General features: G+C 65.3%; 17 protein-coding genes. 7 read left to right on the forward strand and 10 right to left on the reverse strand.

What is annotated here, in order from left to right; all coding sequences use genetic code 11:
* The first annotated feature begins 40 nt into the window (after positions 1 to 40).
* Positions 41 to 2161, forward strand: coding sequence for an acetate--CoA ligase family protein (locus EII26_RS06010; RefSeq protein ID WP_124888245.1), 2121 nt, complete (start codon positions 41 to 43; stop codon positions 2159 to 2161).
* A 52-nt stretch (positions 2162 to 2213) separates the two neighbouring features.
* Here EII26_RS06010 and hcp read toward each other — a convergent pair whose 3' ends face one another.
* Positions 2214 to 3857: a hydroxylamine reductase gene (hcp, locus tag EII26_RS06015; RefSeq protein WP_124888246.1), complete on the reverse strand. Its 1644-nt coding sequence runs from the start codon at positions 3855 to 3857 to the stop codon at positions 2214 to 2216.
* Positions 3858 to 4040: 183 nt separating this feature from the next.
* On the opposite strand from hcp, the gene pepF reads away from it, so the two are divergent.
* From pepF to citC, 3 genes are all read left to right on the forward strand, one after another.
* Positions 4041 to 5918 carry an oligoendopeptidase F gene (gene pepF / locus EII26_RS06020; RefSeq protein ID WP_233572630.1) on the forward strand — a complete coding sequence of 626 codons (1878 nt, stop codon included), beginning with the start codon at positions 4041 to 4043 and terminating at the stop codon, positions 5916 to 5918.
* Positions 5919 to 6013: 95 nt separating this feature from the next.
* Complete coding sequence (locus EII26_RS06025) at positions 6014 to 7159, forward strand: M20/M25/M40 family metallo-hydrolase (protein ID WP_233572631.1); 1146 nt, start codon at positions 6014 to 6016, stop codon at positions 7157 to 7159.
* Between the two features lie 66 nt (positions 7160 to 7225).
* On the forward strand, positions 7226 to 8266 hold the full coding sequence (gene citC, locus EII26_RS06030) for a [citrate (pro-3S)-lyase] ligase (RefSeq protein WP_124888249.1): 1041 nt from the start codon (positions 7226 to 7228) through the stop codon (positions 8264 to 8266).
* Here citC and citF read toward each other — a convergent pair.
* The 9 genes from citF to kdsA form a co-directional block, all read right to left on the reverse strand.
* Complete coding sequence (citF, locus tag EII26_RS06035) at positions 8263 to 9831, reverse strand: citrate lyase subunit alpha (protein WP_124888250.1); 1569 nt, start codon at positions 9829 to 9831, stop codon at positions 8263 to 8265. The two genes, citC and citF, sit on opposite strands and share 4 nt — an antisense overlap.
* Positions 9828 to 10733 (reverse strand): aldolase/citrate lyase family protein, encoded by a 906-nt coding sequence (locus tag EII26_RS06040; protein WP_124888251.1) that lies wholly within the window; start codon positions 10731 to 10733, stop codon positions 9828 to 9830. Before EII26_RS06040 ends, citF begins: the two co-directional genes overlap by 4 nt.
* Entirely contained in the window at positions 10730 to 11032 is a 303-nt protein-coding gene (citD, locus tag EII26_RS06045; RefSeq protein WP_124888252.1) for a citrate lyase acyl carrier protein, read from the reverse strand. Before citD ends, EII26_RS06040 begins: the two co-directional genes overlap by 4 nt.
* 25 nt (positions 11033 to 11057) lie before the next feature.
* A complete protein-coding gene (locus EII26_RS06050) occupies positions 11058 to 12215 on the reverse strand; it encodes a glycosyltransferase (protein ID WP_158612181.1) in 1158 nt (385 codons plus the stop codon).
* A complete protein-coding gene (locus tag EII26_RS06055) occupies positions 12212 to 13279 on the reverse strand; it encodes a glycosyltransferase family 8 protein (protein WP_124888254.1) in 1068 nt (355 codons plus the stop codon). The genes EII26_RS06050 and EII26_RS06055 overlap by 4 nt, the downstream gene beginning before the upstream one ends.
* A complete protein-coding gene (locus EII26_RS06060) occupies positions 13276 to 14328 on the reverse strand; it encodes a glycosyltransferase family 8 protein (RefSeq protein ID WP_124888255.1) in 1053 nt (350 codons plus the stop codon). The genes EII26_RS06055 and EII26_RS06060 overlap by 4 nt, the downstream gene beginning before the upstream one ends.
* Positions 14325 to 15080, reverse strand: coding sequence for a 3-deoxy-manno-octulosonate cytidylyltransferase (gene kdsB / locus EII26_RS06065; protein WP_124888256.1), 756 nt, complete (start codon positions 15078 to 15080; stop codon positions 14325 to 14327). The genes EII26_RS06060 and kdsB overlap by 4 nt, the downstream gene beginning before the upstream one ends.
* A gap of 267 nt (positions 15081 to 15347) precedes the next feature.
* A complete protein-coding gene (locus EII26_RS06070) occupies positions 15348 to 16784 on the reverse strand; it encodes an ATP-binding protein (protein WP_124888257.1) in 1437 nt (478 codons plus the stop codon).
* A 10-nt stretch (positions 16785 to 16794) separates the two neighbouring features.
* Positions 16795 to 18582 (reverse strand): 3-deoxy-8-phosphooctulonate synthase, encoded by a 1788-nt coding sequence (kdsA, locus tag EII26_RS13680; RefSeq protein ID WP_446718754.1) that lies wholly within the window; start codon positions 18580 to 18582, stop codon positions 16795 to 16797.
* A 248-nt stretch (positions 18583 to 18830) separates the two neighbouring features.
* Between kdsA and EII26_RS06085 the strand changes: the two genes are divergently transcribed.
* From EII26_RS06085 to EII26_RS06095, 3 genes are all read left to right on the forward strand, one after another.
* On the forward strand, positions 18831 to 19835 hold the full coding sequence (locus EII26_RS06085) for an ABC transporter substrate-binding protein (protein WP_124888259.1): 1005 nt from the start codon (positions 18831 to 18833) through the stop codon (positions 19833 to 19835).
* A 79-nt stretch (positions 19836 to 19914) separates the two neighbouring features.
* A complete protein-coding gene (locus tag EII26_RS06090; protein ID WP_124888260.1) occupies positions 19915 to 22119 on the forward strand; it encodes an ABC transporter permease in 2205 nt (734 codons plus the stop codon).
* A gap of 48 nt (positions 22120 to 22167) precedes the next feature.
* On the forward strand, positions 22168 to 23280 hold the full coding sequence (locus tag EII26_RS06095) for an ABC transporter ATP-binding protein (protein WP_124888284.1): 1113 nt from the start codon (positions 22168 to 22170) through the stop codon (positions 23278 to 23280).
* The last annotated feature ends 83 nt before the right edge of the window (positions 23281 to 23363 follow it).

Below are 23363 nucleotides of genomic sequence, written 5' to 3' on the forward strand. Positions count from 1 at the left end.
TCCGGGACCGCAGTCGAATGGAACGGGAGGATTCACGAACATGACCGAGTCGAATGCAGCCTTGCTGTCCCACCCTCTGAGAAAGCTCTTCGCCCCTCAAAGCGTCGCCATCGTCGGCGCCTCGTCCGACCCGGAACGCCTGACGGGACGGACGCTCCGCTATTTGCAGGCCTTCGGCTACCGGGGAGCGATACACCCGGTCAACCCGAAGGCCGACGCCGTCGCAGGCCTGCCCGTGCACCGGGACATCGCGGAGATCGAAGGTCCCCTGGATCTCGCGATCCTCAGCGTCAGGGCCAACCTGATCCCCGGCGTGATGCGGGCCTGTGCCGACAAGCAGGTTCCCTTCGTCCTGATCTACTCCTCGGGTTTTTCCGAGACGGGCAACAATGCGCTTCAGGAGGAGGTGTCCGCCATCGCACGCGAGGGGGGCATCCGGGTCCTGGGGCCGAACTGCCAGGGACTGGTGAACCTGGCGGAGGGGATTCCCCTCACGTTTTCGGGCGCCCTCTACGAGGCGCCGCGCCCGGTAACGGGACACGTTGCGCTCGTGTCCCAGAGCGGAGCGTTCGGGTTCTCGTCCTTCGGCGTGGGGATGGAGCACGGCGTGCGGTTCCGCTACGTCGTCACCACCGGCAACCAGTCGGACCTCGATGCCGTGGAGTGTGCGGACTACGTGCTGGAGGACCCCGAGGTGCGCCTGCTGATGCTCTATCTGGAAGGGCTGGAGGACGGGGCGGGCTTCCTGCGCCTGGTGCGGAGGGCCCGCGAACGCGGCATCGCCGTTGCGGTCCTGAAGGCTGGACGGTCGCCCTCGGCCCGGGAGGCGGCCAAGAGCCATACGGCGGCACTGACGGGGGACGAGCGGGTCTGGTCGGCGGTGTTCTCGCAGTACGGGGTCATCCCGATGGAGGATATCGACGACATCATCGGCATCGGCCAGGTGCTGGGGGCGGAGAAACGCATGAAGGGCGGCAGCTCCGCGATCCTGACCACCTCCGGAGGGGCCGGCATCGTCATGGCCGATTGCCTGAACGACGTGGGGCTCTCCGTCCCGGAGTTCTCGCCTCTGACGAGGACGCGCATCGAGGCGGCCATTCCGCCCTTCGGGGCGTCCCGCAACCCCGTGGACATGACGGTCCAGATCTCCGAGCAGCCGGAGAACTTCCGCAGCGTCTTCGACGCGGTGCAGGAGGACGCGGAGCTGGACTCGGTCGTGACGTCCCTGTCGATGATCGTGGGGCGCGCGGGCGACGTCATGACGGACATCATGATCGAGAGCTACGGCCGCAGCCCGAAGCCCCAGGCGGCCGTCTGGATGATCGACCATCAACATGGAGGCCGCTTCATCGAACGGCTGAAGGGGGCCGGGATCCCCATCTTTCAGAGCTTCCGTCAGTGCGCCCGCGCCATGAAGGCCCTCAAGCGGTGGGGGACCTTCGAGCCTCCTCTGGCGCCCCGTTTCGACGCGAGCGAGCCGATCCTTCCGGACTGGGAGGAGAGCATGACCGAGTACGACGCCAAGGTGTTCCTCTCCCGGTACGGCATTCCCGTGACGCGCGAGCGCCTTTGCCTGAACCTGGAGGAGGCGTGCGACGCGGCCGAGGAGCTGGGTTTCCCCGTGGCGCTCAAGGGGATGGCGGCCTCCGTGCTGCACAAGACGGAGGCGGGGATCGTGGCACTGGACGTGCGGTCCTTCGAGGAGCTCCGAAGCGCGCTCAAGACCGTGCGGAGTCATTTGGCGGAGCATGTCGGGGACCGGGGAGTCCAGGGTTTTCTGGTCTCCGAGATGGTGCGGGGAGGGTTCGAGTGCATCGTCGGCGTGAAGCGGGATCCCGTGTTCGGGCCGATGATCGCGGTGGGCCTCGGCGGAATCTACGTCGAGGTGCTGGGCGACGTGTCCCTGAGGCACGGGGCCGTCGACGAGGACGAGGCGCTCGACATGATCCGCCAGATCAAGGGCTACTCGTTCCTCTCCGGGACCCGGGGCAGCCGGCCGAGGGATATCCGGGCCCTGGCCCGGATCGTCAGCCGGGTCTCGCAGCTGGCGGTCACCGAGACGGGGCTGCTGGAGCTGGACATCAATCCCGTGTTCGTCCTGGAGGAGGGCAAGGGGGCCGTGGCGGCGGACGCGCTGGTCGTGAAGGCGCAGGAGGCATGAGGCACGAAGGGCCCCCGGAGAGGTTCTCCGGGGGCCCCGGTTTGCAGCGCGGTTATCCCAGAATGGCCTTGAGGTCGGCCTCGGGGGTCGTGATGGGCTGGATGTTGAAGGCCTTCTGCAGGAACTCCAGCACGGGCGGCTTGACGAATGCAGGCAGCGAGGGCCCGAGCCGGATGTTTTTGATTCCCAGAAAGAGCAGGGAGAGCAGGATGCAGACGGCCTTCTGCTCGTACCAGGAGAGCACCAGAGACAGGGGCAGGCCGTTGACGTCGGTGCCGAAGGCCTCGGCCAGCGCCGCGGCGATCTTGATGGCCGACGCGGCGTCGTTGCACTGCCCGACGTCCAGCAGGCGGGGCAGCCCGTCGATGTCCCCGAAGTCCAGCTTGTTGAAGCGGAACTTTCCGCACGCCAGGGTCAGGATCACGGTGTCCCGGGGCGCCTGTGTGGCGAAGTCCGTGTAGTAGTTGCGACCGCTCTTGGCGCCGTCGCAGCCGCCGACCAGGAAAAAGTGCCGGATCTTTCCGGCCTTGACCAGCTCGACGACCTTGCCCGCGGCGTTCAGCACGGTGTTGTGGCCGAAGCCCACGAGGATCCGCTTGTCGTCGCCGTCGGCCTCGAAGCCCGGCGCGGCCAGGGCGGCCTCGATGACCGGCGTGAAGTCCTTCTTGTCGTCGATGTGGCGCACTCCGGGGAAGGCCACCAGCCCCGTGGTGAAGATGCGGTCCGTATAGCTGGTGGGCTTCTGGATGCAGTTGGTGGTCATCAGGATGGCGCCGGGGAAGGCCGCGAACTCCTTCTGCTGGTCCTGCCAGGCTCCGCCGTAGTTGCCCGCCAGGTGCGGATACTTCTTGAGCCGCGGGTATCCGTGGCAGGGCAGCATCTCGCCGTGGGTGTAGATGTTGATGCCCTTGCCCTCCGTCTGCTGGAGCAGCAGATCCAGGTCGCGCAGATCGTGGCCGGAGACCAGGATGGCCTTGCCCTTCAGCGGGTGGATGCGGACCGGCGTCGGCTCGGGGTGTCCGTACACCTCGGTGTTGGCCCTGTCCAGAAGGTTCATGACGTCTATGTTCCACTTGCCCGCGTCCAGAACGTGTGCCGTCAGCTCCTCCACGGTCATCGCCTCGCGGCTCAGGGCGTCGAGCTTTTCGTGGAAGAACCCGTAGATGCCCTCGTCCTCGTAGCCCAGCACGAGGGCGTGGTGGGCGTACGCCGCGCTGCCCTTCAGGCCGAGCAAAACCAGATCGTAGAGCCCCTGAACGACATCCCCCCGTCTCTCCGCCCAGCTCAGGGGGGTGTAGCGCCCGCCCGCGACGACCATGTCGGCCATGCTTTCCGGCAGCTCGTCCACCGCAGGGCCGGAGAGAACCTCGGGCTTCGTGCCCACCCGCGCGCAGGCCTCCTCGTAGAGCCGTTTCGCGCTCCTGCGCGCGGAACTGGCCCGGGCGATCATCTCGGCCATGCGGAGGTTGTCGAAGTTGACGTTCGTGACGGTCGTGAAGAGCGCCTCGACCACGAACCGATCGATCTCCCGGTCGACCGATCCGAGCCCGCGCGCACGGTGCGCGTACATCGCAATTCCCTTTGCGGCGTGGACCAGGAGATCCTGAAGGTCCGAGACCTCCGCGGACTTCCCGCACACTCCGACGACATTGCATCCCGTCCCCCTCGCGGTCTGCTCGCACTGATAACAGAACATGCACATTCCCCCTCGATATGGTATTAAGTAAATAGGAGTCTATTTACCTTTATTATATTCCTATCCCGTTGTTTGTCAAATAGCGAATGTCGCCGAGACGCGTGCGGCGGCTTCTGCGTTAGAATGGGGATGATCGATGCCTGCGGCCGTGGAGGCCGTCTTGATGGAAACGGAGGAAGGTTCATGAAATGTTCTGCCGTATCGCTGGGGGTGCTGGCCGCGTTCTGCGGCCTTTTCTGCTGTTCGGGGAGGGGCGCGGCCTCGGAGGTCGGGGCCGTGCCCGAGCGCGCGTCGGTCCCGGAGAGGTACCGCTGGGATCTCGAGGCCATCTACCCGACGCTCGACGACTGGGAGGCCGCGTTCGCCGCGCTCTCCCCGAGGGTGGACGCCCTCTCCGCCTGGGCGGGAAAGCTGAAGGACGCCCCGTCGCTGCTCGCCTTCCTCAGGGAGAGGGAGGCGGTGGAGTTCGAGCTGGAGCGGCTCTTCGTCTTCGCCCACATGAAGGGGGACGAGGATCTGCGCGTGGGGCGCCATCAGGAACTGAAGGGGCGCGCGGAGAGCCTCTCCGTCCGGTTCGGAGCGGCCTGCTCCTTTTTCGTGCCGGAGGTGCTGGCCCTGGACGAGGAGGAACTGCGCCGCTGGGTCGCCGGGGATGAGGCCCTGAAGCAGTACGCCTTTTTCTTCGAACGACTGCTTCGGGAGAAGCCGCACGTGCTCTCCGCGGCCGGGGAGGAGCTCCTGGCGCGTTCGCGCGAGATGGCCTCCACGCCCGCCGGAGCCTTTTCTCTCCTGACGAATGCGGACATGAAGTTCCCGAAGGTCCGCGGCGAGGACGGTACCGAGGTCGAGTTGACGGAGGAGCGCTACTACAGGCTCAGCCGCTCCCGGAACCGCGAGGTGCGCAAGGCGGCCTTCGAGGGCATCCACGACACCTACGGCGGCTTCCGCAACGCCATCGGCGCACTTTATGCGGGGTCCGTGAAGGGGGACCTGTTCTACGCGCGGGCGCGGCGCTACGAAAACAGCCTCCAGGCCGCCCTGTTCGGGGACGACGTCCCGGTGTCCGTCTACGACAACGTGGTCGATACGGCTCGAAAACACTCCCCGCTGATGAAACGCTACGAGCGGCTGCGTCGGTCGGTGCTGAAACTCGATGCGCTGCACGCCTACGACCTCAACGTCCCCCTGACCGAGGAGCCGCTCGCCGACATTCCTTATGAGGATGCCTGCAGGATGGTCGTCGAGGCTCTGGCGCCCCTGGGCGAGGAGTACGTGAGCACCCTTAAAAAAGGCTTCGAGGAGCGGTGGGTGGACGTGTACGAGAACCAGGGCAAGCGGAAGGGCGCGTATTCGTGGGGAAGCTACGGAACCCGGCCCTATGTGCTGCTGAACTACAACGGGACGCTCCGCGACGTGTTCACCATTGCGCACGAGATGGGCCACTCCCTGCATTCGTGGTACTCCCGCCGCACCCAGCCCCAGGTCTACGCCGATTATCCCATCCTGCTGGCGGAGGTGGCCTCCACCACGAACGAGATGCTGCTGCTGGAATATCTGCTCAGGAGGAGCGCCTCGGCCGAGGAGAAAAAATGGCTTCTGACCTATTTCTATGACATGATTCGGGCGACGTTCTTCCGGCAGGCGCTCTTCGCCGAGTTCGAGCGCACCGTCCACGCGCGCGCCGAGGGGGGAGGGGCCCTGACGCCGGAGTACTTCTGCCGGGTGTGGGGCGAGCTGAACGAGGACTACTACGGCCCGGAGATGGTCGTCGACGAGCCCCTCAAGATGGAGTGGGCGCGAATCCCGCACTTTTACAGGGCGTTCTACGTCTACAAGTACGTGACGGGAATAACCGCCGCCTGTGCCCTCTCCGAAGCCCTGCTGACGGAGGGAGAGCCCGCGCGCGAGCGCTATCTGGCCTTTCTGAGGAGCGGATCCGCCGAGTGGCCGCTCGAGACTTTGAGACGGGCCGGGGTCGATCTGACGAGCCCGGCTCCCTTCGAGAGGACGATGGAGCTTTTCAAACGACGTCTGGACGAAGGGGAGGCCCTTTGGCGGTGAGTCGGCGATGCGGCCACCGGGGAAAATATATTTGTCCGGAAGCCGGGCGGGATGTGAGAATAGATGCGCCGGATCCTGCGGCCTTTTGAGGGCTTATGGAACGACTGAAGGAGGATATGACGGTTATGATCGATAAGAAAAGGCTTTTGGACACGTTTTTGAGCTATGTGCAGATCGACAGCGAGTCGCTGAACGAGCGTGCGATGATGGAGCGGGTCAGCGAGGATCTGCGGGCCCTCGGCGCGGAGGTCTGGTTCGACGATTCCGGCAGCGCGGTCGGCTCTAACGGCGGCAACGTCTACGCCCGCCTCGAGGGGGGGCTGGACATGGAGCCGATGCTCTTCTCCGCGCACCTCGACACGGTGAAGCCCGGCAACGGGGTGAAGCCGGTCGTCGAGGACGGCGTCGTGCGCAGCAGCGGCGACACCATTCTGGGCGGCGACGACAAGTCGGGCGTCTCCGGCATCATGGAGGCCCTGAGGACGGTCACGGAGAAAAAAGTTCCCCACCGCACGATCGAGGTGCTCTTCACGATCTGCGAGGAGATTGGCCTGAGGGGCGCGAAGCACGCCGACTTCGGCAAGCTCTCGGCGAAACGGGCCGTCGTGCTGGACAGCAGCGGCGACGCGGGCAAGATCATCACGTCCGCCCCGGGGCAGAACAAGTTTCTGGCCACCGTCATCGGAAGGACCGCCCACGCGGGGATCGCGCCGGAGCAGGGGATCAGCGCCATCCAGGTTGCGTCCGAGGCCATCGCGGCGATGAAGCTGCTGCGCATCGACGAGGAGACGACGGCGAACTTCGGCAGCTTCGTCTCCGAGTACGCGACGAACATCGTCCCGGAGCGGGCGAAGCTGGTCGGCGAGGTGCGCAGCCGCGATACGGAAAAGCTGAAGGCTCAGACCGAGCACATGAAGAGGTGCCTGGAGGATGCGTGCGCCCGGCACGGTGCGACGCTCGAGTGCGAGATAGAGACCGCCTACCTTGCGTACGGCTTTTCGGAGGACGACGAGCTGGTCCGCGAGGTGAAGGACGCGTGCGCCCGAATCGGCGTTTCCGCGACGACCGCGGCGAGCGGCGGGGGCAGCGACGCGAACGTGATGAACCTGAGCGGGGTCAAGGCGGTCGTCCTGGGCACGGGGATGGACAAGGTCCACACCACGTCCGAGCGCATCACGGTCAGGAACCTCGAGGACACGGCGCGGCTCTGCTTCGCGCTGATGACGGGGCAAGGGGCCTGAGCCCTTTTCTCTCCGCGGCTCGTTTTTCGGGCCGCGGAGAGGAGAACGCCGGAAGGGGGGAGAATCATGGACGGCGGACGGCTTTCCGAGATCCGGCCCGGCGACGACCGGGCCCGTGCGGAGTGGGAGGCGCTACTGGAACGGGAGGGAATCCGACGCGACCGTCACCTCGACTACACCGTGGGGCTGTACGACGAGGAGGACCGGCTGGTCGCGACCGGCTCGTGCTTCGCCGATACGTTGCGCTGCCTGGCGGTGGACGGCGCCCGACGGGGCGAGGGGCTGTTGGGCCGGATCGTGTCGCACCTCGTCGAGCTGCTGATGGAACAGGACCGACCGAGGCTCTTCCTCCACACTCGGTCCGACCGTACGCCCTTCCTTTCCGGACTGGGGTTTTACGAGGTGGTCCGACGGGACGGAATCTCGCTCATGGAGAACCGCAGGGACGGCTTCGAAAAATTTCTCCGGGACCTCTCGGGTTCCGCGCGGCCGGGCCGGAGCGCGGCCCTGGTGATGAACGCCAATCCCTTCACGCTGGGGCACCGTTTCCTGGTCGAGCGCGCAGCCGCGGAGAACGATTCGGTGCATCTCTTCGTGGTCTCGGACGACGTTTCCCTCGTCCCTTTCGAGGACCGCTTCGCGTTGGTCAAGGCGGGTTGCGACGGCCTCGGCAACGTGGCTTTGCACCGCACGGAGGGGTACATGATCTCACAGGCCGTGTTCCCCTCCTATTTTCTGGAGGACGAGGATGCGGCCGTCACGGCACAGGCTCGGTTGGACGCGGCTTTGTTCGAAAGGATCGCCTCCGTGCTGGGGGTGACGCGCCGCTATGTGGGGGAGGAGCCCTTCAGCCGCGTGACCCGGCTTTACAACGAGGTCATGGCGCTGGGACTGCCGAATGCGGGCATCGAGCTCGTCGTCGTGCCCCGCCTGGAACGGGATGGGCGTGCCGTCAGCGCCTCGGAGGTGCGGCGCCGGATCAAGGAGGGGGACGTCGAGGCCGTTCGGCCCCTCGTCCCCCCCGCCACCTACGACTACTTCTTCACCGAAAGGGGAAGGGAGGCCGTCCGCAGGATACGGTCGGCCTCAGAGGTCGTGCATCATTAGTTCGAACCGCCAGGCTGTTGCAGCGGCTTGATCTGCCGCACCACGTCCAGCAGCGTCCCGTCGCGCGCCTCCATGATCGCCACGACGCGGTCCTCGAACTCCAGCGGGTCGGGCGTGCCGACGATGGCGTAGGCCCGGTCCTTCAGCGCCCCGATCGTCGTCGTGGGGATCCGGGCGGCCTCGAGGGCGGCGGAGATATCCTGCCGCGCGGGGTTGACCGCGATGCCGTAGTCGGTGACCAGGACGTCCACGGATTCGCCCGGGGTGGTGACGGTGACGACCCGTTCGCAGACCGTGGGCATGCGCCCGCGGACCAGCGGCGTCACGATGATCGTGCACTTCGCGCCTGCGGCGGCGTCCGGGTGTCCGCCCGGCGCGCCGCGCAGGATACCGTCGGAGCCGGTCACCACATTGACGTTGAAGTCCGTGTCGATCTCCAGCGCCGCCAGAATGACGAAGTCCAGCTTGTTGACGAAGGCCCCCTTGTTCATGGGGTTGGCGTACTGCGAGGTCGAGATCTCGAAATGCCGGGGGTGCTCGTGCACCGAGTTCACCGCCGCGATGTCGAAATCCTGCGCGTCGACGACGGTGTGGATCAGGCCCTTGTTCAGCAGGTCCACGGTGGGACGGGAGATGCCGCCGATGGCCCAGCGCATCGTGATGCCCCGCTCGACCATCAGGGGCTCCAGAAAGCGGTTGACCGCCAGGGAGGGGCCTCCGGCTCCCGTCTGGAAGGAATATCCGTCCCGGAACCAGGGAGTGGCGGCCATGACGCGCGCACAGGCCTCGGCCATCATCAGATCGCGCGGGTCCTGGGTCATCCGCAGCGCCTGAGAGGCGATTTTCGCGGGGTCCCCGATCGCATCCACGACGACCACGCAGTCCACATCAACGGCCTCGATGCTCGGAGGAAAGTTGGGAAAGGGCACCAGGGCGTCGGTGATGACCACGACCTTGTCCGCGTAGCGCGCGTCCGCCATGGCGTAGGACAGCACGCCGCAGTCCGATTTGCCTCCCTTGCCACGTGCGTTGCCGTACTCGTCGCAGCTCGGGGCTCCGATGAAGGCGACATCGATGTGCAGCTCCCCCTCCTCGATGGCCCGGACGCGCCCGCCGTGGGAACGCAGGATCGCTGGGGTCCGGAGCTTCCCGGCGGAGACGGCCTCGCCCATCCTTCCACGGATCCCGCTGGTCTGAAGCCCGGTGACGACGCCGTCCTCGATCATTTGGGCGATGGGGTCGTGGGCCGAACCCAGCGAGGAGGCCGCGATGGTGATGCCGCGGATGCCCAGGGCCTCGATCTCCTTCATCACGCTGTTGACGATGTAGTCGCCGTCGCGGAAATGGTGGTGGAAGGATACGGTCATGCCGTCCCTCAGTCCGCAGCGGACGATGGCCTCCCGGATGCTCTCGACGACCTTGCTCTCCTGCGGTCGGACGTGGGCCCGGACCCTGGGGCCGGGCCTGACGTACTCCCTGCCGTCCCGATGGTTGTTGCCCCTGAAGACCTCTCGGCCGTTCGCCAGCAGTTCGTCGGGAATGTCCCTTCCGATGGCGTTGATCATGGCTGCAATTCCCCCTCGTAGAGGCCCGATGCCCGAGCCAGGGCCAGGGTCCGCTCCGCCCCGGGCAGGAAGGCGATGTCCAGCATCTTGCCGTCGAGCGTGAAGACGCCCACGCCCTTGTCCGCGTTCTCCCGGATGGCACGCACGATGCGCTCCGCCTGGCGGATCTCCTTCTCGGTGGGCGCGAAAATTTCGTGCACCACCCGGATCTGCCTGGGGCTGATGATGGACTTCCCGTCGAAGCCCATCTCCTTGTTCTGGAGGACCTCCGCGCGGAAGCCCTCCATGTCGTCGAGGTCGGTGAAGACGGTATCGAAGCACTGGACGCCCGCCGCCCGGGCGGCCAGCAGGATATGGCCTCGCGCGGCCAGCATCTCGATGCCGCCGGGACGGTAGGCGGTCTGCATGCACTTGCGGAAGTCCCCGCCGGAGATGGCGATCCCGAACAGACGCTCCGAGGCCGTGCAGATCTCCAGGGCGTTCAGCACGCCCCGCGGGCTCTCGAGCGCGCCCATCAAAAGGGTCTCGCCCGGGGTACGCCCGAACTCCCGTTCCGCCTCCTCCACGGCGGCCTCCACCGTCCTGACGTCCTGCGCGCACTCGCACTTGGCGATGCGGATGGCGTCCGCCCCGCCGGCCACACAGACCCGGACGTCCTCGCGCCAGTGCGGCGTGTCCAGGCCGTTGATGCGGACGACGCGCTCGACGGCTCCGTAGTCCACCGCCCGGAGCGTGTGGTACAGGGAGAACCGCGCGGAGTCCTTCTGATTCTCGGCGACGGCGTCCTCGAGGTCGAACATCACGGAGTCGGGACGATAGATGTAGGCGTCCTTCATCAGGCTGGGGCGCTGTGCGCTGAGGAACATCATGGTGCGCCGCAGCCGGTTCTTTTTGGCGTTCATTCCCGAACCGCACCTCCCCAGGGTATGCCCTCGGTCCGCCCGGAGGAGCGAAAGACGGCGCACTCCACACGGGCCCGGATCGTGCAGTCCAGCGCCCCCTTGTCGACAAGGGTGACCCTGGCCGAACGGACCTCCAGACGCTCCAGGGTCTCCGCCACGACGTTTCTGATCTGCCTGCCGTACTGCCTCATCACGCTGCTGCTGATATCGATCGAAATGCCCTCCCGCTCCGGCTCGACCGTGACCTGAACGTCGCTCGACTCGAGCGACCCGGCGACGGCCGGTCTGAGGATTTCCATATGGGATCGCCCCTTCCTTGAGTTCTCAGCATTCATTGTAACAGGAATCCCGGGGATCGCGGGATCGGCCCCTCGAGTCGGAGGCCAGGGATTCCAGAAGCTCCAGCCAGGCGGCAGTGGCCCGTTCCTCGGAGAAGAAGGCGGCGCGTTCGCGCAGCGCGTGGGGCGGCATGGGATGCGACAAGGCCTCTCCCAGCGCCCGAGCGACATCCTCCGGGTCCCCGACGCGGGCCAGCCGTCCACAGCGTCCGTCGTCCAGGATCTCGGCGGGCCCGCTGGGGCAGTCGGTCGCCACGACGTTACAGCCGCAGGCCAGGGCTTCGGCCACGACGTTTCCGAACCCCTCGAAGCGCGAGGTGAGGGCGAAGACCGCCGCACGGGACATCCAGGCGTAGGGGTTCGGATCGTAGCCGGGCAGGAGTGCACGGCCGGACAGGCCTAGGTCGGCGATCAGGCGCTCCAGCATCCCGCGCTGTCTGCCCTCCCCCAGGATGACCAGCCGCAGGTCGGGGCGTTCCCGCGCCGTCAGCGCGAAGGCGCGCACGAGGGTCGCGAAGTCCTTCTGATCCCCGAGCCGCCCGGCGCCGAGGACCACGGGCGGCTCTCCCGGGGCCATCCACGGGTGCGGCAACGGGGCCCGGGCCTGTTCCAGGAGAGCCTCCGTCACCACGGGGTTGTAGATGACGTGGATGCGGCCCTGCGGCAGAAGCCGCAGGGCCCTCATCTCGTCGGCCACGCCCCTGGAGATGCAGACGCAGGCCGAGGCCAGGGGATAGAGCAGTCGACAGCGCAGAAAACGCAGGCGCGTCTGCACGGGGCCGCGGTCCATCGTGAACATGTTGCGCTGCGACAGGACCACCTGAAAAGGTCCGCCCAGCACGCGTTTTGCCAGGAGGGCGCGCATGGAGGTGTAGACGGGCAGGAGGAAATCCACGGGGCGGGCGCGGAGCTCGATCAACAGGCGCAGGAACGCCCCCCGCAGATCGACGGTTCTGACGGCGGGGTCTATCGAATTCAGCAGGGGGCCGCGTGACCGCAGCAGAAGCAGGGTCACGTCCGCCCCCTCGCGCGCCAGGCCGTTGGCCAGCCGCAGCGAGGAACGTTCCGCGCCGCCCTCCCCGGCGTCGCGGAGGAGAAAGGCGATGCGGAGGGGGGAGGAAAGCCGTTTGATTGGCGTATTCATCGCGCACCGGCCTTTTCGGACTCCGGCTCGGAGCGCCGCAGACGGCGAGAGAGCCTGCGGAGGGCCTCCTTGACCAAAAGTCCGATGGTCGAGAAAATGTCGTTGCAGAGGACATCGCGACGGAACCGTTCCCCGATCCTCCGATAGCATTGGCTGGTATGGCGGTGGTTTTGCGGGGAGGCCCCCATCAGGTCGATCAGGAGCTCGGCGGTCTCCCCGGGCGTCAGCTCAGCCCCCCAGGGGGTTCTCAGGTACGTCTTCCAGTAAAGTTTTTCGAGCGGGGTCCCCCGCAGCCCCGTCCAGGGCTTGGGCTCTCGGATGGCGTGCATGATGGAGCCTTTCGTGTCGCCGTCGAGGTTGCGGTTGTTGAACCTGTTGTCGATGAGCTTGATGTCGCCGCGGAAGAGGGCGTTCAGAAAATCCTGATCGGGCAGGGTGCTCATGGAAGCGTTTTCCGAAAACCAGCGGACCGCCTCTCGTACCAGGTTGTATTTTGCCCGGATGCGGTCGAGCCGCATGACCAAAACTCCGGAGTTGACGTAAGTGGGCAGAGAGCAGCCGATCAAACGGGTCCTCAGTGTTTCGCGGGAGAGACGCCGATTGGATTTTTTTTTCGAATGATCCGGAACTCCGGCGAGGCTGCAGTCGTCGAGGGGTTGGTTCCAGAGCTTTTGGATGTCCGTGTTGACGACGGTGTCGCAGTCGAGGTAGATCGCTTTTTCCAGGGAGGGAAGCAGCTCCGGGATCAAGAGACGGAACAGGGAACCGATGGACCAGCTGCTTGCGACCAAGGCGAGGGCCTCTTCGCCGAGCTTTGCCGAAGTGCTGCCGGCATCGATGAAGTCCGTTCGCTGGTCGTACTTCGCGGCGATCGCCTGCAGTTTTTGACGGTTTTCGGAGGTCAGGGTCTCGTCGTGCAGGATATGCACGCACACGGGAACCCCGGTGTGCTCGAAAAGAGAGAGCATGACGACGCCGGCATGACGCGCGTAGGTTCCCGAATCGTCGTGGACGGCCAAAACGACATGAACGGTGTCCTGTTTTTCGACGTCCGTGACGCTCATCGAGCTTTTCCTCCCGACCCCGTGTTTTTGCTGCAACGCTTCATTCCCTCCAGCGCAAGCAGTTTTAGGAGCACTGCGATTTTTCTGAAAGGACCGGACAGATCGCTCGCCAGGCGGAACGCAATTTTTTGGTAGCACTGGGAGGTGTGCCAATGGGTGCCGGGTGAGCGGAGGGCCGTGTCGATAAGAGACTCCACCAGCTCGTCGGCGTCTCCTCCCCAGGGGCTTTTGAACAGATACCGCCAGTAGAGCCGCTCGACGGGAAGCCCCTGTAGGCCGTTCCAAGGCTTGACAGGAGCGGATGCGTGCAGGATGGAGCGAGAGGGGTCTCCGCGATAGGGGCTGCAGCGATTGAACCGTTCCGGAAGGGGCAGGATGCGGCCCCGGAAGAGGGCGTTCAGAAAATCCTGATCGGGCGACTCCGCACAGTGGGAATACCGGGGAAACCAGGCGGCGGCTTCGGAGACGAGGTCGTGCTCCCGGCGTATCCGGTCAAGGTTCATGACCAGCACTCCGGCGTTCACGTAGCCGTCCTGGGATCGTGACCCATTCCAGGTGGCCGCGATGGAGGAACGCGAAAAAGCCTTGTTCATCTTTCTGAGCATCTCCCTGTCCGGGACTCCGGCGAGAGGAGCTCCTTCCATGGAGAGATTCCAAAGCTCCGAGAGGTCGAGATTGACGACGACGTCGCAATCCAGGTATATAACCTTGGGCAGCGGGATGAGGCGCGGGATGGCCAGCCTGAAAAGTGTGCCGAGGGAGAATATCCGGGTCAGTCGGGCGGCGTCCTCGCCCATCTCGCTGACGGAAGCGGCAGCATCCGCAAAGTGGACCTGCTGTCCGTATCCGGCCGCGGTATGTCTGAATTTTTCTCGATTGTCGCCGGACAAAGTCTCGTCGTGCAGGATGTGCACGCATACGGGGCTTCGGGTGTTCTCAAAAATGGAGGCCATGACGACGCCCGCGTGGCGGGAATACGTCTCCTTCGGGTCGTAGACCGCGAGCGCCACGTGGATGGTCTCCAGCGTCGCATCCCGAGCGGGTGTCATCGCGGCGCTTCCTCCCCCTTCAGGATCTTCCGTACGGCCTCAAGGTCCTCCGGCGTGTCCACACTCGGGCCTGCGTCGGTGCAGCGCGTGACGGCCGTGCGGATTTTGTGGCCGTTCTCCAGGACCTTGAGCTGCTCCAGGGACTCCGCCTCCGCCAGGGGCGTCATCGGCAGCGCCACGTAGCGCCTCAAGAATCCGGCGCGGTAGCCGTAGATTCCGATGTGTTCGTAGACGGGGACCCGGGGCGTGTTCCGCGGGTAGGGGATGAGGGAGCGGCTGAAGTAGAGCGCGTCGCCGTTGCGGTCCAGCACCACCTTCACCACGTTGGGGTTCGTCCGCGCCTCCCCGTGCAGGGGGCGGCACAGGGTTGAACAGACCACGTCGTCGGCGGAGAACAGCGCCTCGGCCGTCTCGTCGATCATCGCGGGGTTCAGCAGGGGTTCGTCGCCCTGGATGTTGATCACGGCGTCGGCCTCGCGCCCCTCCAGAACCTCCGCAGCCCGGCTCGATCCGTTGGGGTGCTCCCGTGAGGTGATGACCGCGGCGCGCTCGCCCGCGAAGGCACGCACGGCGTCCAGGACACGGCGGTCGTCCGTCGCCACGACGAGCCCGTCCAGGCACTTCGCCCGAAGGGCCCGCTCGTAGACGTGCTGGATCATGGGCTTGCCGCAGAGGTCCGCCAGCACCTTGCCGGGCAGGCGCGTGGACGCGTAACGGGCGGGGATGACGCCCAGAATTTTTTTACCGTTCATCGCTGACACTCCTGTTTTGATTATCGGTACGGAGGGCTTTTGAAATTCCCCTTTCGATGCTTAACATGCTCAACCAAAGGAATCGGGGCAAAAATCCTTGCCGTGTCGTCCGGATACTGTTCGATACTGTTCGATACTGTTCGAAGCTCAAATCGGGCTGTCCAAAGGAATCGGAGCAAAAATCCTTGCCGTGTCGTCCGGATACTGTTCGATATTGTCCGGTACTGTTCGGCCCAGACACCATGTTCTCCAAAGGAGCAAAACGGCTTATCTGGAAGATCCCAGGGTGTAATATTTTTGTGGGTCTTTTTTCCCGGACCCATGTTGTTCCAAGAGTCCCTTATCCACAAGTGCCTGCAGGGCGTTTCGGCAGCGGTATCGTGTTGCTCCTGATCTGGTCTGCGCTTCTTTGAGGGTTGTTCTGCCGCAGGCGTAAACCAGACGCAGGATGTTGAACTCCGTTTCGTTGAGGGCATCCAGAACGTGGGGGGAAATCATCGTCTCCATTTTTTCGGCAGAGCGTAAGTGCCTGGAGGTGATGCTGTTTTCCAGCGTAAGCAGTACCGCGTAGCCGGGCTCCGTGTAGATGGGATCGTGCAGGAAAAACGACTGCATCTCGTCGTAAATGCGTCTGACCCCTTCGTTGAGCTCCTTGACCCAGCCCAGTTCCGTCAGGGCCCTGGCAATCCGGGGGTTGCGCGCGTATCGGGTCGTCCTCATGTTTTCGAGGGTGACCACGTTCGGCAGTTTGCCGGGGCTGAATATTTCAAGCCGGTCGTCGTACATGACGATACGGATATGATCGCCTGCAAAGGAATAGTCGCGATGGGTGAGGGCATTGACCATGCCCTCCAGCCATGCGAACTCGGGATATTCAGGGACGCTCCTGAAAGTTCCGTCGGACGTCAGAAATTGAAATTCTCTCAGTTGTGCGTTGATCAAGGTGCGGGCTTGATCGATGATTGCGGGGATCGGGCCGTCAAAGGTCCGCTCCTTGATGATGTTGATGTGTTCTCCCGTCTTCGCCCGATCGCCGTCGTAACGCAGGAACCGCAATCGAGCCTGAGGAAGATACTTTCCGGGATATTTCGAGAAGAGGAGTAGTCCGGCGTTTGTAAGATGGCCGTTTTTCAGAAAACCTCTGGATTCCAAAATCTGTCTGTCGCTGGCGCTCGTTCCCAACGCCTCCCGGTAGCGGCTCATCACGACGGGATCGACATCCTCCATGGAGGAGTCGGGGACCTCTCTGTCCTCAAAGACACGCTGGCCCCTGTCGTATTCCAATTTTGCGATCTGGTCGTGAGTCAGGGCGAGGCACCGATCCTGAGTTCGCAGGAAAACTTTGTCGTCGAGGGTGCGGATAAGCGCGTCTGCTCTCGTCTCTACCTGGAGGAGCAGGACGACGTCGTTTTTTCCACGGGTGTTGATCACCTCGATCTCCCGAGTTTTGAACTTGGGCAGAGGTTGGCAAAATTGATAAGGGGCGTTGCGAAATTCCTCGACGCCGCAGGCAGAATCGTAATCAAAACTGGTGATCTCACCGTTGTCCTCGATCCCTACGGCCAGGATGCCCCCTTCGGCATTGGCGAATGCGGCGATCGTCTTCGCGATATCCTTGGGCTTGATCCTCGCGCTCTTTCGGTCGAAATGCTGCCCTTCCCGCTCGTGGACGAGGAAGTCAGGAGAGATGTCGTGCAGTTCCATGCCGGTCTCCTTACGCCAATCCGGCCTTCAGCAGCTCGTGAATGTGAACCATGCCCACGGGGCGGCCGTCCTCCACAGCGACGATGACGCTGATCTCCATGCGCTCCATGAGGCGCACGGCCTCAGCCGCCAGGCTGTCCGGGGCTATGGTCTTGGGGTTGCGGGTCATCGCCTCCTCGATCGGGACCTCGAAGGCCTCGACGCCCCTCTTCTCCATCAGGCGCCGGAGGTCCCCGTCGGTGAAGATGCCGATCAGGGCGCCCCCCTCGTCCACGACGCAGGTGGCCCCGTAGTTCTTGCTGGTGATGGCGAACAGCGCATCCCGGACCGGAACGCCGCGCTCCACGGAGGGCAGTTGGTCCCGGCCCCCCATGACGTCGCGCACCCGCGTGAGCAGACGGCGCCCGAGGGCACCCCCCGGATGGAACAGGGCGAAGTCCTCCCGGCGCAGCCCGCGCAGCTGCGACACCATGGCCGCGAGGGCGTCGCCGATGACCAGCTGCAGGGTCGTGCTGCTCATCGGGGCGAGCTGGAGGGGGTCCCCCTCGCACTCCACGCCGGAGTCGATGACGATGTCCGAATGGGCCGCCAGGGGCGAGCTCCTCCCCCCGGTAACGGCGATCATCGTCGCGCCGAGCCGTCGAAAATGGGGCAGCAGCGCCACCAGTTCGGAGGTCGTCCCGCTGTTGCTGACGAAGAGCCCCACGTCCTCGCGCCGGACCATGCCGAGGTCCCCGTGGGACCCCTCCGCGGCGTGAAGAAAAAAGGAGGGCGTGCCCAGCGACGCGAGGGTCGCGGCGATCTTTCGGCCGATGTGTCCGGACTTGCCCAGCCCGACCACCACCACGCGGCCCGCGCACTCGCAGATGGCTCGGGCCGCCCGCACCAGTTCGGGGCCCAGCCGTTCGGCCGCCCGCATCAGCTCGGCGGCCTCGATGCGGACGAGCTCCCTGCCCGAGCGCAGCAGTTCCTCGTCCGAAAGGCTTTCGCCCGGCCGCTCGCACGGCAGGATGGCGCTCATCGAACCCCTCCTCCGGACGCCGCGTTGCGGGCGTTGTGGATGGCGAGGACCTGATCCAGGAAGTCGCCCATCTCGCTCAGGGGGATCATGTTGGGGCCGTCGCTCCTCGCTTCGTCGGGGCTGGGATGGGTCTCGACGAACAGCGCGTCGATCCCTACGGCGGCGGCGGCCCGGGCGAGGGGCAGGGCCAGGGCCCGGTCCCCGCCGGGCCCGCATCGTCACGAGGCCGGCCATGTCCACCACCAGGCGGTGATAGCCCATCGTCGTGCCGCGCTCGCACAGGACGATGCGGTCGTTTCCGGCCTCGCGGCACTTTGCGGCCGCATGGGCCATGTCCTCGGGGGCCAGGAACTGCGCCTTTTTGATGTTGACGATCCTTCCCGTGGCGGCGGCCGCGACGAGGAGGTCGGTCTGGCGGCAAAGGAAGGCCGGGATCTGGATGATGTCGGCGACGCGCCCCGCCGGTTCGGCCTGATGGCTCTCGTGGATGTCCGTCACCACGGGGACGCCGACCGTTTTCTTGATCTCAGCGAGCTGCTCCAGGCCCTTCTCCAGTCCGGGGCCCCGCCAGGAGTGCATGGAGGTGCGGTTCGCCTTGTCGAAGGAGGCCTTGAAGACGTAGGGCAGGCCGCGGGCGCTGCAGAGCGCCTTCATCGTCTCTGCGACCTCGAGCCCCAACTCGAGGCTCTCCAGCGAGCAGGGCCCCGCCAGGACCGTCAGGCCTCCGTCGCCGATGGCGAAGCCTCCGATTCCGTATCTCTCGTCCGACCTTGTCATATCGGTATCATCCTCGTTCCTGATTCGGGAGGGGCGAGCCCCTCCCGCGACTTTTGACCATACTAGCGCAACTCCGGGGGGAAGAAAAGGGCCAATGGCCCCACGGCGCTTCGGGAGGGGAGGAAGATGTTACAATATTTGAAACGATCGCGGTTCGCCCTCTCGGAAGAATTCGGAAGAAGTTGTTGCCGTTCTTTCCGGAGTCGCGGGCGGGTTTGTGACATTCGATCTTGAAGGAGGATTCTGCGATGAGAAGAACTTGGATGGCGATGGTCTTCGTTCTGCTTCTGGGGCTGGGTGCGGCCCATGCCGCGGAGGTCGTCAAGGCCTACACGACGGTGGAGGAGCCCTTGGCCAAGGAGCTGTTCGACACGTTCGAAAAGGAGACGGGGATCCGCGTCGAGTGGGTGCGGCTCTCCGGCGGGGAGGCCGTGGCCCGCATCGAGGCGGAGAAGGCCAATCCGCAGGCCTCCATCTGGGTCGGCGGGGTGGGGACGCAGCACATCGAGGCCAAGCTCAAGGGGCTGACGGCCCCGTACCGTTCCCGAGTCGCGGACAGCATTCCCGAGAAGTATCGCGATCCGGAGCGCTACTGGACCGGGCTCTACGTCGGGCCGATCGCCTTCTGCATGAACACGAAGCGGGCCGAGGACCTCAAGCTCGAGATGCCGCGTTCCTGGGCGGATCTGCTGAAGCCCGAATACGCCAAGAAGGTCCGCATGGCGCACCCCGCCACCTCTGGCACCGCCTACAACGTCATGACCACGATCATCCGCATCAACGGCGGGGACGAGGACAAGGCGTTCGAGTACTTCAAAAAACTGGATGGCGCCATCGAGCAGTACACGCGCTCCGGGTCCGCGCCCGGGAAGAACTGCGCGATCGGCGAGATCCCCGTCGCGATCGGCTACCTGCACGATCAGGTGAAGCTGAAGAAGGAGGGGGCGCCCATCGAAATTGCGGTCCCCGCTGACGGGACGGGGTTCGAGACGGCCTCCATGTCCCTGCTGAAGGGCGGCCCCGACGCCCTCAACGCCAAGAAGCTCTACGACTGGGTGCTGGGGGAGAAGGCCATGGACATCATTGCCCGATGGTACGTCATCCCCCTGTCGAAGCTGGCGAAGCCGTCCGAGACGGGCTTCTCCCTGGACAGCATGAACCTCGTCGATCAGGACGACCAATGGGATGCCGCCAACAAGGCGCGCCTGATCGAGCGGTGGAACAAGGAGATCGCCGGCGCACCCGAGAAATAGCTGAGGCTGGGGGCTTCGGCGCGATGGGCCGGCGGAGACCGCCGGGCGGGGCGGTGTACGGGTCGGAGGTGAGACCGGAATGTTCACGAAGAAGCGGGTTCTGAACTTCCTCCTTGCGATGGCGTTCGTCGCGCTGGTCGGGGGCTGGATCCTCGGCAACGTGCGGGGCGAGTTTCTTTCCCTTTCCAGGGACACCCAGCGGCGCACGGTCGCCGCGGCGGCGGCGAGCTATCCCTCGGATTCGGAGGACGTGGCGGTTTGGCTGGGGCGTCTTTCCGCCCGCAGCGCCGCCTATCGGGTGGCCCTGGTCGAAGGGCCGCCAGCCCCCGGGGAGACGGTTGCGGTGCGCGGCGACTCGGAGCTGAGCGCGCTCTGCGAGCGGTCGGCTTCCGATCCCGAGTTCGTCAAAGGGTTCGACAACGCCGCCTACGAGGAGATCTACCGAAGTGAAAGGGACTGGACGGTCGGAGGCGCGGAACGGGCGCTCTTCTTTGCCCCGGCGGTGAACCCGGGGACGGGAGATGTGGAGGGTGCGCTGCTCTTCTCGTTCGACTCCGCCGGAGAGCGGGGGTTCGTGCGTCTGCTCTACATCCTCTTCGGCGTTGCGTGGCTGCTGTTCGGAATCGTCGCCTGGCAGGTGCTGTTCAGCCGGGATCCCATCGTGGGCTTCGCGGTCGTGGGGCTTTTTCTGATGGCCCTGGTCTTTGTGGCGTACCCCCTCTTCGAGGCGGTGCGCCTTTCCTTTCTCGAGGAGGGGCGTTTTTCGCTCGCGATCTGGCGCACCATCCTGAGCTCCGGGGGGTATCGGTCCGCCCTGATGGGCAGCCTCGAGCTGGGATGCTGGACGGCCACGTCCTCCACCCTGGTGGGATTTCTCTTCGCGTTCGTCTGCTCGCGGACCAACGTGCGCTTCAAGAGGTTCATCGCCACGATGGGCGTGCTGCCGGTCATCTCCCCGCCCTTCTCCCTGACGCTGTCGGTCATCCTGCTCCTGGGCAACAACGGGCTCGTCACCCGTTGGCTCGGGCTTTCCAACTTCTCCATCTACGGCCTCCCGGGTCTGGTCCTGGTGCAGACCATGGGGATGTTCCCCATCGCGTTCCTCACGCTGAGCGGCGTCCTGGACGCCATAGACTCCACCTACGAGGAGGCCGCCCTGAACCTCTCCGCCACGCGGTTCCGGACCTTCACGTCCGTCACCCTGCCGCTGGCGGTTCCGGGGATCCTCAGCGCATGGCTTCTGGTCTTCACGAACTCCCTGGCGGACTTCGCCAACCCCCTGATCCTGTCGGGCGGCTTCCGGGTCCTGTCGCTCGAGTCCTACCTGGAGGTGACGGGGATGAACCGGCTGGGCCACGGCGCGGCCCTCTCCCTGCTGCTCCTGCTTCCGACCATGACGGCCTTCCTGGCGCAGCGGTTCTGGGTGTCCCGTCGCTCCTTCGTGACCGTGACGGGAAAGCCGACCGGGCGCATTACGGAGCTGACGACGCCGGGGGTCCGTCTCCTCCTCGTCTCCCTGATCGCGCTCGTCATCGGATTCCTGATCCTGCTCTACGGCACGATCGTCGCGGGATGCTTCGTCAGGAACTGGGGCATCGACTACACCTTCAGCCTGGTCAACATCCGGGAGGCCCTGACGCGGGCCCGGGACGCGCTGGTCGACACGGTGACCCTGGCCGGGATCGCCACGCCCATAGCGGGGGTCGTCGCCATGGTCGCGGCGCTCGTCATCGTCCGCAAGAAATTCCACGGCAAGCGTCTGCTCGAGGCTCTGCTGATGACGCCCTTCGCGCTGCCGGGCACGCTGGTCGGCATCAGCTACGTCCTGGCGTTCAACCGGGCGCCCCTGGTGCTGGTGGGGACCGCCGCGATCATCGTCATCAACTACGTGGTGCGCGAGCTCCCGGTGGGCGTGGAGGGGGGAATCGCCTCGCTGCGCCAGATCGACCCCTCCATCGAGGAGGCGGCCACCGATCTGGGCGCCGATTCCGCGACCGTCTTCCGGACCGTCGTCCTGCCGCTCGTCCGGCCCGCGTTCCTGTCGAGCCTGTCCTACACCTTCGTCCGCTCCATGACGGCGGTCAGCGCGGTCATCTTCCTGATCTCCGCGCGCTGGTACCACTTGACGGTTCTGATCTACAACTTCTCGGAGAACCTGCGGTTCGGGCTGGCCAGCGTGCTGTCCACCGTCCTGATCGTCATCGTCTTCGGGGTGTTCGGGATCATGCGGCTTTTGGTGCGCCGAAACGAGAACCTGATGAAGAGCGTCGGTGCCGGGGCATAGCCCGAAAGGCTATCTTTTCCCATACAGAGAGGTCTTCCAATGACTGACATGGACAAGAGAATTGGCGCGTCGAAATCCGTAACGCTCCGGGAGGTGAGCAAGGTCTTCCGCGACCCCCAGTCCGGTCAGGACGTCACGGCCGTCGACGGGGTGTCGTTCCGGATCGAGCCGGGCGAACTGGTCACCCTGCTCGGCCCGTCGGGCTGCGGCAAGACGACGGTGCTGCGGATGCTGTCCGGCTTCGAACGCCCCACCTCGGGGCGTATCATGATCGGGGAGACGGACGTCACGGAGGTCCCGCCGAACAAGCGGGACACCGCGATGGTCTTCCAGAGCTACGGGCTGTTTCCGCACATGAACGTCTTCGACAACGTCGCTTACGGGCTGAAGCTGCGCAAAATGGAGGGCTCGGCCATCGAGGAGAAGGTGCGCCGTTTTCTCGACATGGTCGGGCTGGGCGCGCTGGCCAAGCGTCCCCCGTCGCGCCTCTCGGGCGGACAGCAGCAGCGCGTGGCCCTGGCGCGGTCCCTCATCGTCGAGCCCTCGGTGCTCCTCCTCGACGAACCCTTGTCGAACCTCGATGCGCTCCTCAGGGAGCAGATGAGGGTGGAGATCCGCCGGCTCCAGAGAACGCTGGGGATCACCGCGATGTACGTGACGCACGACCGGGTGGAGGCCATGAGCCTGTCCGACCGGATCATCGTGATGCGCGGCGGCCGGATCGTCCAGATGGGGACGCCCAGCGCGATCTACCGGGACCCCGTGGACACGTTTGTAGCGGGGTTCGTGGGCAAGGTCGCCTTCTTCCCCTGCCGGGTGCTCGACGTCGGGGAGGGGGCGTGCCGGGTCGAGCTGAAGGGGCGCACCTTCGAGGTGCCGCGCTGGACTCAGGGCCTGAAGAAGGGGGATTCGGCCGTGGTGATGGCGCGTCCGGAGTCCCTGTCGCTCGGGGAGCCCGGGGCGGGCATCGAGGACGGGTCCGTCACTGCCAACGTCTATCTGGGCAACAGCGTGGAGTCCTGGGTGCGGACAGACCGGGGCGACGTGCTGGTGCAGATCGACAACCCCGACGTCAAGCGGATCTGGGCGGAGGGGGAGGGGGTCTCGCTGACCTTCGAGCCCGGATTGGCGAAGGTGCTGGAGGAGGGGCCCCGGCAATAGGGAATCCGCTCCGCCCTGGAGATCACCCAAGCCGCTTCCCATTGGGGAGCGGCTTTTCGTCCGATCGGGAGCCGTTTCCCGAG

The sequence above is a fragment of the Fretibacterium sp. OH1220_COT-178 genome, assembly GCF_003860125.1.
GTDB lineage: Bacteria > Synergistota > Synergistia > Synergistales > Aminobacteriaceae > CAJPSE01.

Bases quoted from the DNA above. Each gene is read 5' to 3' on its own strand.
- citC (WP_124888249.1), top strand. From the start codon at position 7,226: ATGGACGGCGGACGGCTTTCCGAGATCCGGCCCGGCGACGACCGGGCC.
- citF (WP_124888250.1), bottom strand. From the start codon at position 9,831: ATGATCAACGCCATCGGAAGGGACATTCCCGACGAACTGCTGGCGAAC.
- pepF (WP_233572630.1), top strand. From the start codon at position 4,041: ATGAAATGTTCTGCCGTATCGCTGGGGGTGCTGGCCGCGTTCTGCGGC.
- kdsA (WP_446718754.1), bottom strand. From the start codon at position 18,582: ATGACAAGGTCGGACGAGAGATACGGAATCGGAGGCTTCGCCATCGGC.
- kdsB (WP_124888256.1), bottom strand. From the start codon at position 15,080: ATGAACGGTAAAAAAATTCTGGGCGTCATCCCCGCCCGTTACGCGTCC.
- hcp (WP_124888246.1), bottom strand. From the start codon at position 3,857: ATGTTCTGTTATCAGTGCGAGCAGACCGCGAGGGGGACGGGATGCAAT.
- EII26_RS06040 (WP_124888251.1), bottom strand. From the start codon at position 10,733: ATGAACGCCAAAAAGAACCGGCTGCGGCGCACCATGATGTTCCTCAGC.
- EII26_RS06010 (WP_124888245.1), top strand. From the start codon at position 41: ATGACCGAGTCGAATGCAGCCTTGCTGTCCCACCCTCTGAGAAAGCTC.
- EII26_RS06095 (WP_124888284.1), top strand. From the start codon at position 22,168: ATGGACAAGAGAATTGGCGCGTCGAAATCCGTAACGCTCCGGGAGGTG.
- EII26_RS06085 (WP_124888259.1), top strand. From the start codon at position 18,831: ATGAGAAGAACTTGGATGGCGATGGTCTTCGTTCTGCTTCTGGGGCTG.
- EII26_RS06070 (WP_124888257.1), bottom strand. From the start codon at position 16,784: ATGGAACTGCACGACATCTCTCCTGACTTCCTCGTCCACGAGCGGGAA.
- EII26_RS06055 (WP_124888254.1), bottom strand. From the start codon at position 13,279: ATGAGCGTCACGGACGTCGAAAAACAGGACACCGTTCATGTCGTTTTG.
- EII26_RS06090 (WP_124888260.1), top strand. From the start codon at position 19,915: ATGTTCACGAAGAAGCGGGTTCTGAACTTCCTCCTTGCGATGGCGTTC.
- EII26_RS06060 (WP_124888255.1), bottom strand. From the start codon at position 14,328: ATGACACCCGCTCGGGATGCGACGCTGGAGACCATCCACGTGGCGCTC.
- EII26_RS06025 (WP_233572631.1), top strand. From the start codon at position 6,014: ATGGAACGACTGAAGGAGGATATGACGGTTATGATCGATAAGAAAAGG.
- EII26_RS06050 (WP_158612181.1), bottom strand. From the start codon at position 12,215: ATGAATACGCCAATCAAACGGCTTTCCTCCCCCCTCCGCATCGCCTTT.
- citD (WP_124888252.1), bottom strand. From the start codon at position 11,032: ATGGAAATCCTCAGACCGGCCGTCGCCGGGTCGCTCGAGTCGAGCGAC.